Source organism: Arthrobacter sp. L77 (assembly GCF_000816565.1).
In the GTDB taxonomy this organism is placed as follows: Bacteria; Actinomycetota; Actinomycetes; order Actinomycetales; family Micrococcaceae; genus Arthrobacter_D; species Arthrobacter_D antioxidans.
The window spans coordinates 316,554-331,089 of sequence record NZ_JWSU01000008.1 but is presented as its reverse complement, the minus strand read 5'-3'; the positions used below and the strand labels follow the sequence as shown (position 1 = coordinate 331,089).

At 71.6% G+C, this 14,536-nt stretch carries 13 protein-coding genes; 2 read left to right on the top strand and 11 right to left on the bottom strand.

Annotation, left to right across the window (positions count from 1 at the left end; all coding sequences use genetic code 11):
• Positions 1–67 precede the first annotated feature (67 nt).
• From RY94_RS16430 to RY94_RS16395, 8 genes are all read right to left on the bottom strand, one after another.
• Positions 68–607: an arginine repressor gene (locus RY94_RS16430; RefSeq protein WP_043447603.1), complete on the bottom strand. Its 540-nt coding sequence runs from the start codon at positions 605–607 to the stop codon at positions 68–70.
• Positions 604–1,569 (bottom strand): ornithine carbamoyltransferase, encoded by a 966-nt coding sequence (gene argF, locus RY94_RS16425; protein WP_043447601.1) that lies wholly within the window; start codon positions 1,567–1,569, stop codon positions 604–606. The genes RY94_RS16430 and argF overlap by 4 nt, the downstream gene beginning before the upstream one ends.
• Positions 1,566–2,834 carry an acetylornithine transaminase gene (locus RY94_RS16420; protein ID WP_052274508.1) on the bottom strand — a complete coding sequence of 423 codons (1,269 nt, stop codon included), beginning with the start codon at positions 2,832–2,834 and terminating at the stop codon, positions 1,566–1,568. The genes argF and RY94_RS16420 overlap by 4 nt, the downstream gene beginning before the upstream one ends.
• Complete coding sequence (gene argB, locus RY94_RS16415) at positions 2,831–3,829, bottom strand: acetylglutamate kinase (protein ID WP_082046461.1); 999 nt, start codon at positions 3,827–3,829, stop codon at positions 2,831–2,833. The genes RY94_RS16420 and argB overlap by 4 nt, the downstream gene beginning before the upstream one ends.
• Before the next feature lie 11 nt (positions 3,830–3,840).
• Positions 3,841–5,010 carry a bifunctional glutamate N-acetyltransferase/amino-acid acetyltransferase ArgJ gene (gene argJ, locus RY94_RS16410; protein WP_043447599.1) on the bottom strand — a complete coding sequence of 390 codons (1,170 nt, stop codon included), beginning with the start codon at positions 5,008–5,010 and terminating at the stop codon, positions 3,841–3,843.
• Positions 5,007–6,038, bottom strand: a complete 1,032-nt coding sequence (argC, locus tag RY94_RS16405) for an N-acetyl-gamma-glutamyl-phosphate reductase (RefSeq protein ID WP_043447597.1) — start codon at positions 6,036–6,038, stop codon at positions 5,007–5,009. The genes argJ and argC overlap by 4 nt, the downstream gene beginning before the upstream one ends.
• Positions 6,039–6,116: 78 nt before the next feature.
• Entirely contained in the window at positions 6,117–6,464 is a 348-nt protein-coding gene (locus tag RY94_RS16400; RefSeq protein WP_043447594.1) for a YciI family protein, read from the bottom strand.
• Positions 6,465–6,496: 32 nt separating this feature from the next.
• Positions 6,497–6,907, bottom strand: a complete 411-nt coding sequence (locus RY94_RS16395) for a VOC family protein (RefSeq protein WP_043447591.1) — start codon at positions 6,905–6,907, stop codon at positions 6,497–6,499.
• Between the two features lie 84 nt (positions 6,908–6,991).
• Here RY94_RS16395 and RY94_RS16390 point away from each other — a divergent pair, with 84 nt between their 5' ends.
• Positions 6,992–7,957, top strand: a complete 966-nt coding sequence (locus RY94_RS16390) for a quinone oxidoreductase family protein (protein ID WP_043447589.1) — start codon at positions 6,992–6,994, stop codon at positions 7,955–7,957.
• 70 nt (positions 7,958–8,027) lie between these two features.
• Here RY94_RS16390 and RY94_RS16385 read toward each other — a convergent pair whose 3' ends face one another.
• The 3 genes from RY94_RS16385 to pheS all read right to left on the bottom strand — a co-directional run bounded on the left by RY94_RS16385 (position 8,028) and on the right by pheS (position 13,847).
• Positions 8,028–9,587, bottom strand: a complete 1,560-nt coding sequence (locus RY94_RS16385) for an HNH endonuclease (protein WP_231554590.1) — start codon at positions 9,585–9,587, stop codon at positions 8,028–8,030.
• A gap of 633 nt (positions 9,588–10,220) precedes the next feature.
• Entirely contained in the window at positions 10,221–12,764 is a 2,544-nt protein-coding gene (pheT, locus tag RY94_RS16380) for a phenylalanine--tRNA ligase subunit beta (RefSeq protein WP_043447587.1), read from the bottom strand.
• The gene (gene pheS, locus RY94_RS16375; RefSeq protein ID WP_043447584.1) at positions 12,765–13,847 is read right to left on the bottom strand and encodes a phenylalanine--tRNA ligase subunit alpha; all 1,083 of its coding nucleotides are present in this window, start codon (positions 13,845–13,847) and stop codon (positions 12,765–12,767) included.
• Between the two features lie 200 nt (positions 13,848–14,047).
• On the opposite strand from pheS, the gene RY94_RS16370 reads away from it, so the two are divergent.
• Positions 14,048–14,530: a DUF4157 domain-containing protein gene (locus tag RY94_RS16370; RefSeq protein ID WP_043447582.1), complete on the top strand. Its 483-nt coding sequence runs from the start codon at positions 14,048–14,050 to the stop codon at positions 14,528–14,530.
• Positions 14,531–14,536 lie beyond the last annotated feature (6 nt).

The following is a 14,536-nucleotide window of genomic DNA, read 5'->3' as shown; positions in this document are numbered from 1 at the left end:
CCCGTGGGTGTGTAGATGTTCAGGGTGTCATGCCGCGGCAGGCACAGGGCCGGCCGCAGCGACGGGGTCAGGACGGCTCGGCGGGACCTTGCGGTTCCTGCGCGAGTCCGAGGAAGCGGTCGGCGACGGCCGCGCCGCCGTCGGGGTCGCGGCTGACGAGCATCACGGTGTCGTCGCCGGCGATGGTGCCGAGGATCGACGGCATCACCGAGTGGTCGATGGCCAGGGCGAGGAAGTTCGCAGCGCCCGGCGGCGTCCGCAGGATGACGATGTTCCCCGAGGCCTCCGCCGTCACCAGCAGTTCGTTGCACAGCTTCGCGAGCCGGGCGTCGAGGATCTCCTGGGACACACCGCTGCGCGCGTGCCTGCCGCCGCCCTCCACGGGCACCGCATAGATCAGCGCGCCCTCGGCTCCGCGGACGCGGACGACGCCGAGCTCCACGAGGTCCCGCGACAGCGTCCCCTGATTGACCTGGACGCCGTCGGCGGCGAGCAGGGTGGCCAGCTCCACCTGCGAGCGCACGGACCGCGCGGTCAGGAGGTCCGTGATGAGGGCGTGCCGGGCCGTCTTCGTGGTGAGGCGGGCGGAATCGCGCTGCACGGTCATGACCCGTCTCCCTGCCCGTCGGGCCGGGCGGACTGCTGCACGAGCCACGTCATGAGGGCCTTCTGGGCGTGCAGCCGGTTCTCTGCCTCGTCCCACACGAGCGACTGCGGGCCGTCGATGACGTCGGCGGCGATCTCGTAGCCGCGGTAGGCGGGCAGGCAGTGGAGTACGACGGCGTCCGGCGCGGCCTGCGCCATGGCTGCGGCGTCGACGGCGTAGGAGCGGAACAGCTCCTGCCGTGCCGCCTTCTCGTCCTCCTGGCCCATGGACACCCAGGTGTCGGTGGCGACGACGTCGGCCCCGGCGAGCGCGACGGCCGCGTCCGTGGTGACGAGGACGGACCCGCCGGTCTCGGCGGCCCGCCCTTCCGCGGCGGCCACGACCGCCGGGTCGGGGAGGTAGCCCTCGGGCCCGGCGACCCGGACGTGCATGCCGGCGGTGGCCCCGGCGAGGAGGTAGGAGTTGGCCATGTTGTTGGCGCCGTCCCCCAGGTACGTCATGGTGAGCCCCGCGAGCGTGCCCTTGTGCTCGCGGATGGTGAGGAGATCCGCGAGCAGCTGGCACGGGTGGTAGTCGTCGGAGAGGGCGTTGATGACGGGGACGCTGGACGCCGCGGCCATCTCCTCGAGCCCGGCCTGGGCGTAGGTCCGCCATACGATCGTCGCGACCATCCGGTCGAGGACCCTGGCGGTGTCGGTGATCGACTCCTTGTGTCCCAGCTGGGAGTCCCCCGCGCCGATGATCAGCGGCACCCCGCCGAGGTCCGCGACACCGGCGGCGAAGGACACCCGGGTGCGGGTGGAGGTCTTGTCGAAGATCACGGCGACCGTCCTGCGGCCCGCACCCTCCCCCGCGAACGGCGCATGGGCGTAGGGCGTCGCCTTGAGCTCGACGGCGAGGTCGAGGACCTCGGCCTGTTCGGCGGGTGAGAGATCCGTGTCGACGAGGAAGTGGCGCGTCATGGGGTTGCCTCCCGGGTAGCGGCGTGGGCGGTGCGGGCAGTGGTGAGGATGGCGGGCAGGGTATCCAGGAACGTGGCCGCCTGCTCGGGGGTGAGGATGAGCGGCGGCGCGAGCCGGAGGGTCGAGGGCCCCGTCGCGTTGATGATGAACCCTGCGGTGAGCGCCGACTGGACTGCCGCCGGCGCGTACTCGCCGTCGACGTCGAACCCGATGAGCAGGCCCTGACCGCGCACCGCGGTGACCCCGTCGGTGGCTGCGAGCCGCGAGGCGAGGAGGGTGCCGACGTCGGATGCGTGCTGCAGGGCGCCCGTCGTCCCGAGGACGTGCAGCGTGGCGAGACCCGCCGCGGTGGCCACGGGATTCCCCCCGAAGGTGGTGCCGTGCTGGCCCGCACCGATCAGCGAGGAGACGTCCTCACCGAACGTCACGAGCGCGCCGATCGGGAATCCGCCGCCGAGGCCCTTGGCGAGCGTCATGGCGTCGGGGACCACGCCGTCGACCCACTGGTGGGCGAACCAGCGGCCCGTCCGTCCGACGCCGGACTGGACCTCGTCGAGGATGAGCAGCGCCCCGTGGTCGCGGGTCAGCTCCCGTGCGGCGCGCAGGTACTCGGGAGAGAGCGGCCGGACGCCGGCCTCGCCCTGGATGGGTTCGACGACCAGTGCTGCCACGGAGGAGTCCATCGCGGACCGGAGGGCCTCGATGTCGTCGAAGGGGATGTGCTCCACGCCGCCGGGCAGGGGCTCGAAGGGTTCGCGGTAGGCCTTCTTGGACGTCAGGGCGAGTGCCCCCATGGTGCGTCCGTGGAAGGCGCCGTCGAGGGCGAGGATGCGCTGCCGTTGCGGGGTGCTGTTGCGGCGCGCGAGCTTCACCGCGGCCTCGAGGGCTTCGGCGCCGGAGTTGGTGAAGAACACACGGGACCCGGTGGGCGCCTCCGCGAGGTGCAGGAGCTTCTCGGCGAGCGCCACCTGGGTGGGGCTCGTGAAGAAGTTGGAGATGTGGCCGAGGGTCGCCAGCTGGCTGGAGACGACGGAGGTGACGAAGGGGTGCGCGTGGCCGAGGGCGTTGACGGCGATACCGCCGAGGAGGTCGAGGTACTGTCCGCCGTCGGCATCCCACACGAAGCAGCCGGACCCGCGCACCAGCACGCGCTGCGGCGTCCCGAAGACACCCATCAGCGAGGAGCTGTAACGGGCGAGCCAGTCCGCACCGGACGCCCCGCCCGTGAGCAGGTCCGCGGTCTCGTTCATGGTCGTGTGGCTCATGCTGCCCCTCCCGGAGTCGTGGGCTGTGTCGTGATGGCTTCGTCGGGGACCACCTGCGTGCCGATGCCCGCGGTGGTGAACGTCTCGAGCAGCATCGAGTGGGCCAGCCGTCCGTCGACGATATGGGCGCGTTCCACGCCGGCCTCGACGGCCTGCAGGCACGCCGTCATCTTCGGGATCATCCCGGATTCGAGGCCGGGCAGGAGCTCGCGGAGCTCGCTGACGGTCAGGGAGGAGATGAGGGAGCTCCGGTCCGGCCAGGCCGCGTAGAGCCCCTCGACGTCGGTGAGGATCACGAGCTTCGAGGCCCCGAGTGCGGCGGCCAGCGCCGCGGCGGCGGAGTCGGCGTTCACATTGAGCACCTGCTGCACGGCCTCGCCGTCGGTGTCGTACTCCGGGGCGACGGTGGAGATCACGGGGATGCGCCCGGCCTGGAGGATGTCGAGGATGGCACCCGGATGCACGGCGGTCACGTCCCCGACGAGCCCGAGGTCCACGGTCTCGCCGTCGACGACGGTCCCGGTGCGCACCGCACGGAGCAGCCCGCCGTCCTCGCCCGACAGTCCGACGGCGTAGGGGCCGTGGGAATTGATGAGGCCCACGAGCTCACGGCCCACCTGGCCGGTGAGGACCATGCGGACCACGTCCATGGCTTCGGGGGTCGTCACGCGCAGGCCGCCCCTGAACTCCGACGCGATGCCCAGCTTCTGGAGCATCGCGTTGATCTGGGGGCCGCCGCCATGCACCACGACGGGTCGGATGCCGACGTGGTGCAGGAAGACGACGTCCTCGGCGAAGGCCCGGCGCATCTCCTCGTTCACCATGGCGTTGCCGCCGTACTTGATGACCATCGTGGTGCCGGCGAAGCGCTGGATCCACGGCAGCGCCTCTACCAGCGTGGCGGCCTTGTCCTGGGCCTTCAGAGTCGAGGCGGACGGCGTCGCCGTCGGATTCGTGGCGGTGCCCGTCCCGGTGTTCGTGTCGCTGCTCGTCATGGGGTCTCCCGTCAGCTCGAGTAGGCGGAGTTCTCGTGCACGTACTCGTGCGTGAGGTCGTTGGTCCAGATCGTGGCGCTCGCCGTCCCGGCGGCGAGGTCGATCTCGACGGTCACGTCCCGGCCGGTGAGGTCCACGAGGTCGCGGGGATCCCCGATCCCGCCGTTCCGGCAGATCTGCACGCCGTTCATCGAGACGTTCAGCTCGTCCGGTTCGAAGGCGGCGTCCGTGGTGCCGACGGCCGCGAGGACGCGGCCCCAGTTGGGGTCGTTGCCGAAGATGGCGGTCTTGAACAGGTTGGACCGGGCGACGGCACGGCTGACCACCTCGGCGTCGCGTTCGGAGGCGGCGTTCATGGTGGTGACGGCGATGGTGTGGCTCGCGCCCTCGGCGTCGTGGATGAGCTGCGCGGCGAGGTCGAGGCAGACCTGCGTGAGGGCCGCGGTGAACTGCGCCGCATCCGGTGTGACACCGGCCGCCCCGGAGGCGAGGAGGACCACGGTGTCGTTGGTGGACATGCAGCCGTCGGCGTCGGTGCGGTCGAAGCTCACGCGGGTCGCTTCCCGCAGGGCGGCGTCGAGGGCCGCGGCGTCGAGGGCGGCGTCGGTGGTGAGGACCACCAGCATCGTGGCCAGGCCCGGCGCGAGCATGCCGGCTCCCTTGGCCATCCCGCCGATCGCGTAGCCCTCGCTCGCGGCGTCGGCCGTCGCCGGGTAGCGGGCCTCCTTCGACACCGTGTCCGTGGTCATGATCGCCTCGGCGGCGGTGGGCCCGCCGCCCCTGCCCAGAGATCCGGCCGCGTCCGTGACCCCGGCGAGCAGCCGGTCCATCGGAAGTTGTTCACCGATCAGGCCGGTGGAGCAGACGAAGACGTCGGTCGCGGAGACTCCGAGGAGCTCGGCGGTGACCTCCGCGGTCCGGTGGGTGTTCTGGAAGCCCTCCGGACCGGTGCAGGCATTGGCGCCGCCGGAGTTCAGGACGACGGCGTCGACGCGCCCGTCCGAGACGACCTGCCGGGACCAGAGTACGGGTGCAGCCGCCACCCGGTTGGAGGTGAACACGGCGGCCGCGTTGTGCAGCGGTCCGTCGTTGGCCACGAGGGCGACGTCGGGCTTGCCGGTGCTCTTGAGGCCGGCGGGGACGCCCGCAGCGCGGAACCCGCCCGGATACGTGATGCTCACGGTGCGATCCCCTGGATGGTCAGGCCCGCGGTCTCGTCGAGTCCGAGGGCGATGTTCATGGACTGCACGGCGCCGCCGGCGGTCCCCTTGGTGAGGTTGTCGATGACGCAGCTGACGATCACGCGGCCCGCGTGGTCGTCGAAGGCGAGCTGGAGGTTCGCGTAGTTGGAGCCGAGGACCGCCTTGGTGGTGGGCCACTGGCCCTCGGGCAGCAGCCGCACGAAAGGCTCGGCCGCATAGGCGTCCTCCCAGGCCTGCCGCAGCTGCGCGTACCCGACGCCGGACGTCACACGGGCGGTCGCCGTGGTCAGGATCCCGCGGGCCATGGGCGCGAGCGTGGGCGTGAAGGAGAGGGAAACACGCTCGCCGGCCGCACGGCTCAGGCCCTGCTCCATCTCGGGGGTGTGGCGGTGCCCGCCGCCGACGCCGTAGGGGCTCATGCCGCCCATGACCTCGGAGCCGAGGAGGTTCGGTTTGACGGCCTTGCCCGCCCCGGAGGTGCCGGACGCGGAGACGACGACGACGTCGTCGGGCTCGAGGAGTCCCGCGGCGAAGCCCGGGGTGAGCGCGAGGAGGACGCTCGTGGGGTAGCAGCCGGGGACGGCGATCCGGCGGGCACCGACGAGGCCGGCCCGGTGGCCGGGCAGTTCGGGCAATCCGTAGGGCCAGGTGCCTGCGTGGGCCGAGCCGTAGAACTTCGTCCACGCGGCGGGGTCCTGCAGGCGGTGGTCGGCGCCGGCATCGATCACGAGCGTGTTTGCCGGCAGCCGGGCCGCGACCTCGGCGCTGGCGCCGTGCGGCAGGGCGAGGAAGACGACATCGTGTCCGGTGAGCACCTCGGGGGTCGTCTCCTGCAGCACCCGATCGGCGAGGGAGTGCAGGTGGGGCTGGACGTCGCCCAGGCGCGCGCCGGCGTTGCTGTGGGCCGTGATCGCCCCGACCTCGATGTCGGGGTGGTTGGCGAGGAGGCGCAGGATCTCTCCCCCGGCATAGCCACTGGCGCCGGACACGGCTGCGGTGAACGTCATGGTCTCAGCCTACAACAACATCATGCATAGATACACATAGTTATGCATTCGGCTCCGCGTCGTCCAGGTCCTGAGGAATCAGGCGGTGATGCCCCCGCTGTGGACGGGGCGGACCTCCACACCGCCCGTGCCGGTGCGGACCGCCGGGTTCCGGCGGGCGATCCCGATCGCAGCCTCGAGATCGGGAGCTTCGACGACGTAGAAGCCCGCGACGAACTGGTCGGACTGCACGAAGGGCCCTGCCCGGGTGCCATCCCGTCGGATGGACACCGCCTGGGCCCGCGGCGTCAGGGCGTAGGCCAGAGACATCGTGCCGGAGGCCGAGAGGTCCCGGGCGTGCAGATCGTTCTCTTCGAGGTCGGCCGCTGCCGCGTCCGCAGCGTGGAGGGACTCGTCGGCATAGATGAGGACGGCGAACTGCGGCATGGATGGTCCTTCGGTCGGGGACGGACGGGCGGTCATGCCTGGGGCTCGTACCCGATCAGCCAGCGCAGGCCGTGCCGGTCGGTGACCTGGCCGTCCGAGGCGCCCCACGGCTTCGGAGCCAGCGGGTCGATCCCCGATCCGCCGACCGACAGCCTGTCGAACCACTCGTGGAGCATCGCCGGCTCTGCGGTCCCCAGCAGCGACAGCATGAGGCCCTCGCACCGCACGGTCTGCTCTCCTGCTGCCGCATCCGATCCTGCGAGGGCGACGACGCCGTCGAGCACGCCATGGGCCACAGCCTCCGGCGGGCCGTCGGTCCTCCCGAAGTCCTCATACGAATGCAGGGTCAGCTCACCCCCGAAGACGTCGGCGTAGAAACCCAGCGCCTCCCGCGCGGTCCCGGGGAAGCTGAGATAGACGAGGGGTGCGGGTGTGGTGGGCATCACGTCAGCCTGCCATAACGCAGCGCGGACTGACAGGGATCACCACAGGATTAGCATGAGGGAACGCCACCGAAAGGGAACCTCATGCCTTCTGCCATCGTCGTCACCGCACCGGGCGGTCCGGACGTCCTCACCCTTGCGACCGTCGACCGCCCCGCCCCCGGCCCGGGCCAGCTGCTGGTGAGGGTCGCCGCCGCCGGCGTGAACTTCATCGAGACGTACCAGCGCAGCGGGGCCTACGCCGTCGACCTCCCCTTCACGCCCGGAGCCGAGGCCGCCGGGACCGTGGAGACGCTCGGAGAGGGTGTCACGGGCTTCTCCACCGGGGATCGCGTCGCGTTCGCCGAGGGGACAGGCACCTATGCCGAATACGCCCTCGTGGACGCGGACCGGGCGCTTCCGGTGCCGGAGGGTGTGGACCTGGAGACCGCGGCCGCCCTCCCCCTGCAGGGCATGACCGCCCACTACCTGATCAACTCCACCTTCCCCGTCCAGCCCGACCAGACGGTGCTCGTCCACGCGGGCGCGGGCGGAGTGGGCCTGCTGCTGATCCAGCTGCTCAAGGCCAAGGGCGCCCGCGTGATCACCACGGTGTCGACGCCGGAGAAGGAGGACCTCGCGCGCGCCGCCGGCGCCGACGAGGTGCTGCGCTACGAGGGATTCGCCGACGCCGTGAGGACCCTGACGGACGGGGTCGGGGTGGATGTCGTGTTCGACGGCGTGGGCCGGGCGACGTTCGACGACTCGCTGCGCTCGCTGCGGATCCGCGGCACCCTCGTGCTCTTCGGGGCGGCCTCCGGGGCGGTGCCCCCGCTGGAGCTGCAGCGCCTCAACAGCGGCGGCTCGCTCTTCGTCACCCGTCCGACCCTCGCGCATCACCTGCTCTCCTCCGAGGAGCGCCGGTGGCGTTCGGAGGAACTCTTCGGTGCCGTCGCCGCGGGCCAGCTCGATGTGCGCATCGGTGCCCGGTACGCGCTCGCCGACGCGGCCCGGGCGCATGAGGATCTGCAGGCCCGCCGCACCACGGGCAAGGTGCTGCTCATTCCCTGAGCTCCTCATCCGGTCGATGCCTCCCGGGCCTTCGTCCTGTACCCGTGGGTACGACAACCTCCACGAGGGGTCAGGCGAAAACCAGGTCGACCCGTCGGAAGTGGCGGGCGTGCTGTTGTGTCGGCGGACCCCGATGATCCGATTCGTGGCCCGTCGCCCCGGGAGGGCGAACGGCCCTGGCGCCTCCCTGTTCCCGGTTCTCCTGGTGACTGCCGGGCAGGGGCGGCGCGGTGGAGTGGTAGGCGTGCCCGGTGGGCGTGGTGAGCTCGAGGGCATGCCGGGCGTGGCTGGTCCCGGAATCGCGGTGCGGTCTGGTCGTCCAGCCGGGGAGTTCCTTGGTGTGGTTGCACGCCTCACACAGTCCGGCACCATTGGCGAGGCTGGTGGGCCCGTCCTTGTGCCAGGGGATGATGTGGTCGTAGTGGCGGATCGGCGCATCACAGTACGGGGTCCTGCACAGATCGTCGCGGGCCTGGATAAACCGGCGCTGATTTGCGGTGAAGAGTCGGGCGCGGGACTCGGCCGCGATCAGCTCCCCACTCCCCGGGGCGGTGTACAACCGTCGCAGCCAGACCTCGAACCCTCGCCGAGCCTCGGGTCCGTCCTCGCGTGCCCGGCCGGGTTCGGGTCCGAACTCGGAGGCGTCTTCGACGTCGTCCCCGCGGGCTCGCCCGCCGGACTGTGTCCCGGGCCGCAAGGAGGCCTGGCCGGCGGGTTGGTGGGTGAACCGATCGAACGGTCGCGGGGTCGTCTGCCCGGAAGCCTGCCCGGTGGTTTGCCCGGTGGTTTTCCCGAGGGTGAGGAGGTCCCGGGCCCAGCCGGCGGGGACGATCCCGTAGCCCGGCAGCCGGGCCGGCTCACTGTCACCCTGGATGAGGGTCCGGTCGGTCATGATCAGCTGCACCTCGACCCGGGAGAAGCCGCCCGGGGTGCCCGTGGTGCGTTCGACCAGCGCATCCGCCATCAACTGGCCACGTGTGCGCTCATCGCCCTCCGCCCGGCAGGCGTCGGCATGCCGGGTCAGCTCCGCGTGCACCGCGACCCCCTCGGCGACCGGCAGCAGGGCCGTCAGATACGTCATGGTGTCCGGGGCCGGCCGCAGACCTACATGCCGCTCTCCCGCCGCGTGGCTCGCCCGCTGCGTCACCGACCGGGGATCCCGCCGGTACGCCGCCGCCCGGGCAGCGGCGACGATCTGCCGGTCCCCGGCCCCGTCGAAGGTACCGGTGTCGGGGCTGAGCTCCTCATCGACCGCGCACCGGTCCGCAGCGGACAGGCAGGCGGTCTCCCGGACCAGGAGGGTCGCCCGCCACTCGTTCAACAACCCGGCCTCGAGGGCGGCCATCGTATGCGGCATCTCCGCCACCAGCGCCCGCGCGACCCCGAGCAGCCGCCCGCCCCGGGCCGGGGACTCACGCCGGGCCAGGGCCACCTGCGCCGCCACACCCCTGCCCTGCTCCGCCACCGGCACACCAGCCCCAGCCTGGGCATCGCGTTCCCCGACGTCGAAGGCAACCGTGACCCTCGCCTGCCGGGCGGCGATCGCCGACGTGAAGTCCTCCAGATCACGGACCTCATCGATGAGCCCCGGACCATCCGCCGGCATGGGAAGCGAGAGCATCTCCTCCATCAGATCCCGCACACACCCCACCCGCACGGAACCAGCAGGAACAGCGGCAGGCCCGACGCCGTCCGGCGGCACAGCACCCGGTACTGGCGTGGACGGGACGGAGCCCGCCGGGAACGTCGCCGGCGGGACAGCACCATCCCACGACGCACCACCGGACACGGTGGCCTTGAACTGACGGATCAACTCGCGCAGCTGTTGAACGAGTTCGGCGTTCCCGGAGCCCACCGGAAGGGACGCCATCAGATCGATCAGATCCTGCACGGGGTCCGCAGGACCTTGGACGGAGGGGACGACAACCGAGGGAACCGCAGCGGACGGGACAGCGCCACGCCGCGAAGCACCACCAGGATCGGTGGTTTCGAGCGGAGCGTTCCGGCTGCTGTCCATACTCGATTCTCCCCGCCGCCACCGACATTGTGAGGTCGTGACGAGCCGCCGCCGGAGGGAAGAACCGGCTGGGATCAGCGGAGTCTGCGGTCCGTCTTCGCCGATGCCGGAAAGGGCAGAGCACGCATCGCCAGGAGAGCCATCACGGATAGCGCGCCGAGATTCCCGAACCGGCAGCGCGATGACACCCACCCACACGAAAGGCCCGCCCCCACAAGGGAACGGGCCTTCGACGTGCTGCAGGGATCAGCGCTGCACGGCGCCGTACCGCTCGGCTGCGAGGGCCACGGCGGTGTCGCGGGCCGCGCTGGCCTCGTCCGCCGTCAGTGTGCGATCAGGCGCGCGGAACCGCAGGGCGAACGCAAGGGACTTCCGCCCCTCGGGGATGCCCTGTCCCGTGTAGACGTCGAAGAGGCTGACGTCCTCGAGGAGCTCACCCGCCCCTTCCCGCAGGGTCTCGAGCACATCGCCGGCGACCACCGAGGATTCGACGACGAGCGCGACGTCCTGCGTGGCCGGCGGGTAGGTGGACAGCGACCGCGCGACGATCACGTCGGCGGCAGCCTCGAAAAGGAGGTCCGCGGTGATCTCCAGGGCGACCGTACGGGCGGGGAGGTCCTGCGCGGCGATCAGCTTCGGGTGCAGCTCTCCCGCGTAGCCCAGCACCTCGCCGCTGCGCAGCGAGAACTCCGCCGTGCGGCCGGGGTGGAACGCCTGGTGGGCGCCCTGCCGGACCACGACGTCGACACCGGTGACCTGCGCCATGAGGTGCACGACGTCGACGGCGTCCGCCCAGTCCCAGGCGCGCGGGGTGACACCCGCCGACGGCGCCGTCTCATGACCCGTGAACAGAGCGGCCACGACCAGCGGCTGGTCCGGGATCCCGACGTGCAGTCCGTCGAGGACGGCGTCGTCGGGCCTGATGCCCAGCGGCGGGATGGACTCGGAGCCGAGGGTGCCGTCGGGCAGGAAGACCGACCCCGCCTCGAACAGGGCCAGGTCGCGGAACCCTCGTGAGTGGTTCCGTTTCGCCAGCTCCACGAGGCCGGGCAGGATCGACCGGCGGAGGAAGCCCAGTTCGGCGCTCAGGGGATTCGCGAGCTTCACCGAGGCCGGTGCCGAGCCCTCGTCCGGCGTGCCGAACACGGCGTTCGACGCCTCGCTGACGAACGGGTAGGAGAGCACCTCGGTGAGCCCTGCCGCCGCGAGTGCGTTCAGGAGCCGACGGCGCTGCTGCTGCACGCGCGTCAGACCGCGCCCGGGAGGGGCGACGGGCAGCGACGAAGGGATCGTGTCGTAGCCGACGAGCCGGATGATCTCCTCGGTCAGGTCCTCGCGGGTCTCGAGGTCGCTGCGCCAGGTGGGGGCGGTGACGCGATAGCCGCCGTCGGCCTCCTCGACCGCCGCCCCGAGGTCCGTGAGGGTGCCCCGGATCTGCACGTCGCTGAAGTCGCGTCCGATCAGGCGGGCCGGGAAGTCGGCGGGCAGGTCGATGACCCGCGGTTCCGGTGCCTGGCCGACGTCGGTGGCGGCGTCGTCGACGGTGCCCCCGGCGAGCTCGAGGAGGAGGTCGACGGCGCGCTGCGCGGCGATGTCCGCCACGTTCCAGTCCACGCCGCGCTCGAAGCGCTTGGAGGCCTCGGACGGCAGCCGGTGGCGGCGCCGCGAGCGGCCGATGCTGACGGCGTCGAAGTGGGCGGACTCGATGAGCACGTTGTCCGTGCCCGCCGAGACCTCGGTGGAGGCACCGCCCATGACCCCGGCGATGCCGATGGGGCCCGAGGCGTCGGTGATGAGGAGGTCCTCGGCGTCGAGCGTGCGCTCCCTGTCGTCGAGGGTCCGCAGCGTCTCTCCCGCGGCGGCGCGCCGGACCACGATGTCACCCGAGAGCCTGTCGAGGTCGTAGAAGTGCAGCGGCTGGCCGAGCTCGAGCATCACGTAGTTGGAGATGTCGACGACGAGCGAGATGGAGCGGATCCCCGCGAGGCGCAACCGCGCGGACATCCACGGCGGCGTGGGGCGCGTGGGGTCGACGCCGCGGACCGTCCGCGCGACGAACCGGTCGCAGCCGGGTGTGCCGTAGACGGGGGAGGCGTCCTCCAGCCGCACCGGGTATCCCCCGGGCGCTGCCGGCGGGACGACGACGGCGGCGGCCGGGTCGGTGAATGCCGTCCCGGTGGCGTGCGCGTACTCGCGGGCCGCGCCACGGATGGAGAAGCAGTACCCGCGGTCGGGCGTCACGTTGATCTCCGCGGCCTCGTCGTACAGGCCGAGGAGTTCGAGGGCATCGGCGCCGACCTCGGGGTCGAGCCCCAGCGTCGACAGCACGAGGATGCCGTCGTGGTCGTCACCGATGCCGAGCTCGCGGACCGAGGCGATCATGCCGGCGGACACGTGGCCGTAGGTCCTGCGGGGGCTGATGCGGAAGTCACCCGGCAGCACCGCGCCGGGCAGTGTGACGACCACCTTGTCGCCCTCCACGAAGTTGTGGGCGCCGCACACGATGCCCTGCACGCCGGAGGGGTCGATGCCGTCCCCGGTGAGGGTCTGCTCGGCGCCCTCGGGCGCCACGCGGACCTCGCACCAGTTGATGGTCTTGCCGTTGGTCTGCGGTTCCTTGACGATGCTGAGCACCTGGCCCACCACGATCGGTCCGGTCAGCTCGTCGGTGGGACGGTGGACGTCCTCTTCCTCCAGGCCTACCTTGACCAGCTCGGCCATCACGTCTTCCGCGGTCGCGTCCGCAGGCACGGCTGCGTACTCGCGCAGCCAGGACAGTGGGATTCTCACCTAGATCTCCATCCCGAAGTGTTCGCTGAAACGTACGTCGCCCTCGATCATGTCCCGCATGTCGATGACCTCGTTGCGGAACATGAGTGCCCGCTCGATCCCCATGCCGAAGGCGAACCCGGAGTAGACCTCCGGGTCGATGCCGGTGGCGCGCAGCACATTGGGGTTGACCATGCCGCAGCCACCCCATTCGATCCAGCGGGGGCCGCCCTTGGCGCCCGGGTGCCAGATGTCGAGCTCGGCGCTCGGCTCCGTGAAGGGGAAGAAGTTGGGGCGCAGGCGCACCTTGGCGTCGTCGCCGAAGAGCTGCTGCGTGAAGTGCTCGAGCGTGCCCACGAGATCCGCCATGGTCAGCCCCTTGTCGATCGCGAGGCCCTCGAACTGGTGGAAGACCGGCGTGTGGGTGGCGTCGAGCTCGTCGGTGCGGAACACCTTGCCCGGGCACAGGACGTAGATGGGCAGGTCGCGCTCCAGCATGGAGCGGGCCTGGACCGGCGAGGTGTGGGTGCGCAGCACGAGGTGGGCCTCGGGCGGGTCGACGAAGAACGTGTCCTGCATCTCCCGCGCCGGGTGGTCCGGCTTGAAGTTCAGGGCGTCGAAATTGAACCACTCGGACTCGAGCTCGGGTCCTTCCGCGATCTCCCAGCCCATGCCCACGAAGACGTCGCTGACCCGCTCCTGCAGCGTGGACAGCGGATGCCGGGCACCGGTCCGACGGCGTCGCGGGGCGGCGGTGACGTCCACGGCCTCCTCGACGAGGATCCGCGCGTCGCGCTCGGCCTCGAGTTCCACCGTGCGGGCGGCCAGCGCCTGGTTGATCCGTCCGCGGGCGGGGCCGATGTTCTTGCCCGCCGCCGACTTCTGCTCCTTCGGCAGGGCGCCGATGCCCCGGTTGGCGAGGCTCAGCGGCGACTTCTCGCCGGTGTGCGCGATCCGGACCGCTTTCAGCCCGTCGAGGTCGGCCGCTGCCGCGATGTCGGCCAGCGCGGCGTCGATGGCGGCGGCGACCGACGCGGCGTCCAGCGGATCGGGGACCTGGGCATCGCGGCCGGCGTGCCCGGCGTGCTCTGTGGTTTCGGCCATGGGGTTGCGTACCTTGCACTCTCGAAACGTGCGGCGGGCCGTTCGCTGGGGCGGGCCATGCCGTGGACAGGAAAACGCCGGGACGCAGCGGGGCGCACCGGCGTCCCAAGTCTAGGCGACGGCCGTGGCAACTGCCGGACGGGCACCGTGTGGTGCGGCGCCGGCGACGGGGTGGTGCGGCATCGCCGTACGATGGCGGCATGAACCGGAGGCTCGTGCCGTTCCTCAACTGGATCAACCTGTCGACGCCGTGCGGCCTCGCGGTCGCCGCCCTGTCCGGCTGCCGCATCTCACCCGGACCGTACGGCATCCTGCTCGCGGAGGGTTACCGCCGTCGCCTGCCGAAGGCCCGCGCCTTCACGGTGGGCAGCGTGGTGCTGCTGCGCGGCAGCGCGCCCCGCAGCGCCCCGCCGGCGTTCCTCCGGCTCCTCGAACACGAGGCGCGCCATGCCCGCCAGTACGCGGCGTGCCTCGGCCTGCCCTTCCTCCCGGCGTACCTCGTGGCGGCGGGCTACTCGCTCCTGCGGACCGGGGATCCGGCGTCGCGCAATCCCTTCGAACGCGGGGCAGGACTGTCCGACGGCGGCTACCGGGAGCGGCCGGCGCGTCCGCTCTGGGCAACGGTCGCGGCATCGGTCAGGGCCGCTGTCGCTTCGGTCGGCCCTCGCTCCGGCCCCGTGTGACGCCGG

Coding starts and splice junctions, on each gene's coding strand:
- argC (WP_043447597.1), bottom strand. CDS start 6,038: ATGACGTTCACCGCAGCCGTGTCCGGCGCCAGTGGCTATGCCGGGGGA.
- RY94_RS16385 (WP_231554590.1), bottom strand. CDS start 9,587: ATGGAGGAGATGCTCTCGCTTCCCATGCCGGCGGATGGTCCGGGGCTC.
- RY94_RS16370 (WP_043447582.1), top strand. CDS start 14,048: ATGAACCGGAGGCTCGTGCCGTTCCTCAACTGGATCAACCTGTCGACG.
- argF (WP_043447601.1), bottom strand. CDS start 1,569: ATGACGCGCCACTTCCTCGTCGACACGGATCTCTCACCCGCCGAACAG.
- pheS (WP_043447584.1), bottom strand. CDS start 13,847: ATGGCCGAAACCACAGAGCACGCCGGGCACGCCGGCCGCGATGCCCAG.
- RY94_RS16395 (WP_043447591.1), bottom strand. CDS start 6,907: ATGCCCACCACACCCGCACCCCTCGTCTATCTCAGCTTCCCCGGGACC.
- argB (WP_082046461.1), bottom strand. CDS start 3,829: ATGACGAGCAGCGACACGAACACCGGGACGGGCACCGCCACGAATCCG.
- RY94_RS16420 (WP_052274508.1), bottom strand. CDS start 2,834: ATGAGCCACACGACCATGAACGAGACCGCGGACCTGCTCACGGGCGGG.
- RY94_RS16390 (WP_043447589.1), top strand. CDS start 6,992: ATGCCTTCTGCCATCGTCGTCACCGCACCGGGCGGTCCGGACGTCCTC.
- RY94_RS16430 (WP_043447603.1), bottom strand. CDS start 607: ATGACCGTGCAGCGCGATTCCGCCCGCCTCACCACGAAGACGGCCCGG.
- RY94_RS16400 (WP_043447594.1), bottom strand. CDS start 6,464: ATGCCGCAGTTCGCCGTCCTCATCTATGCCGACGAGTCCCTCCACGCT.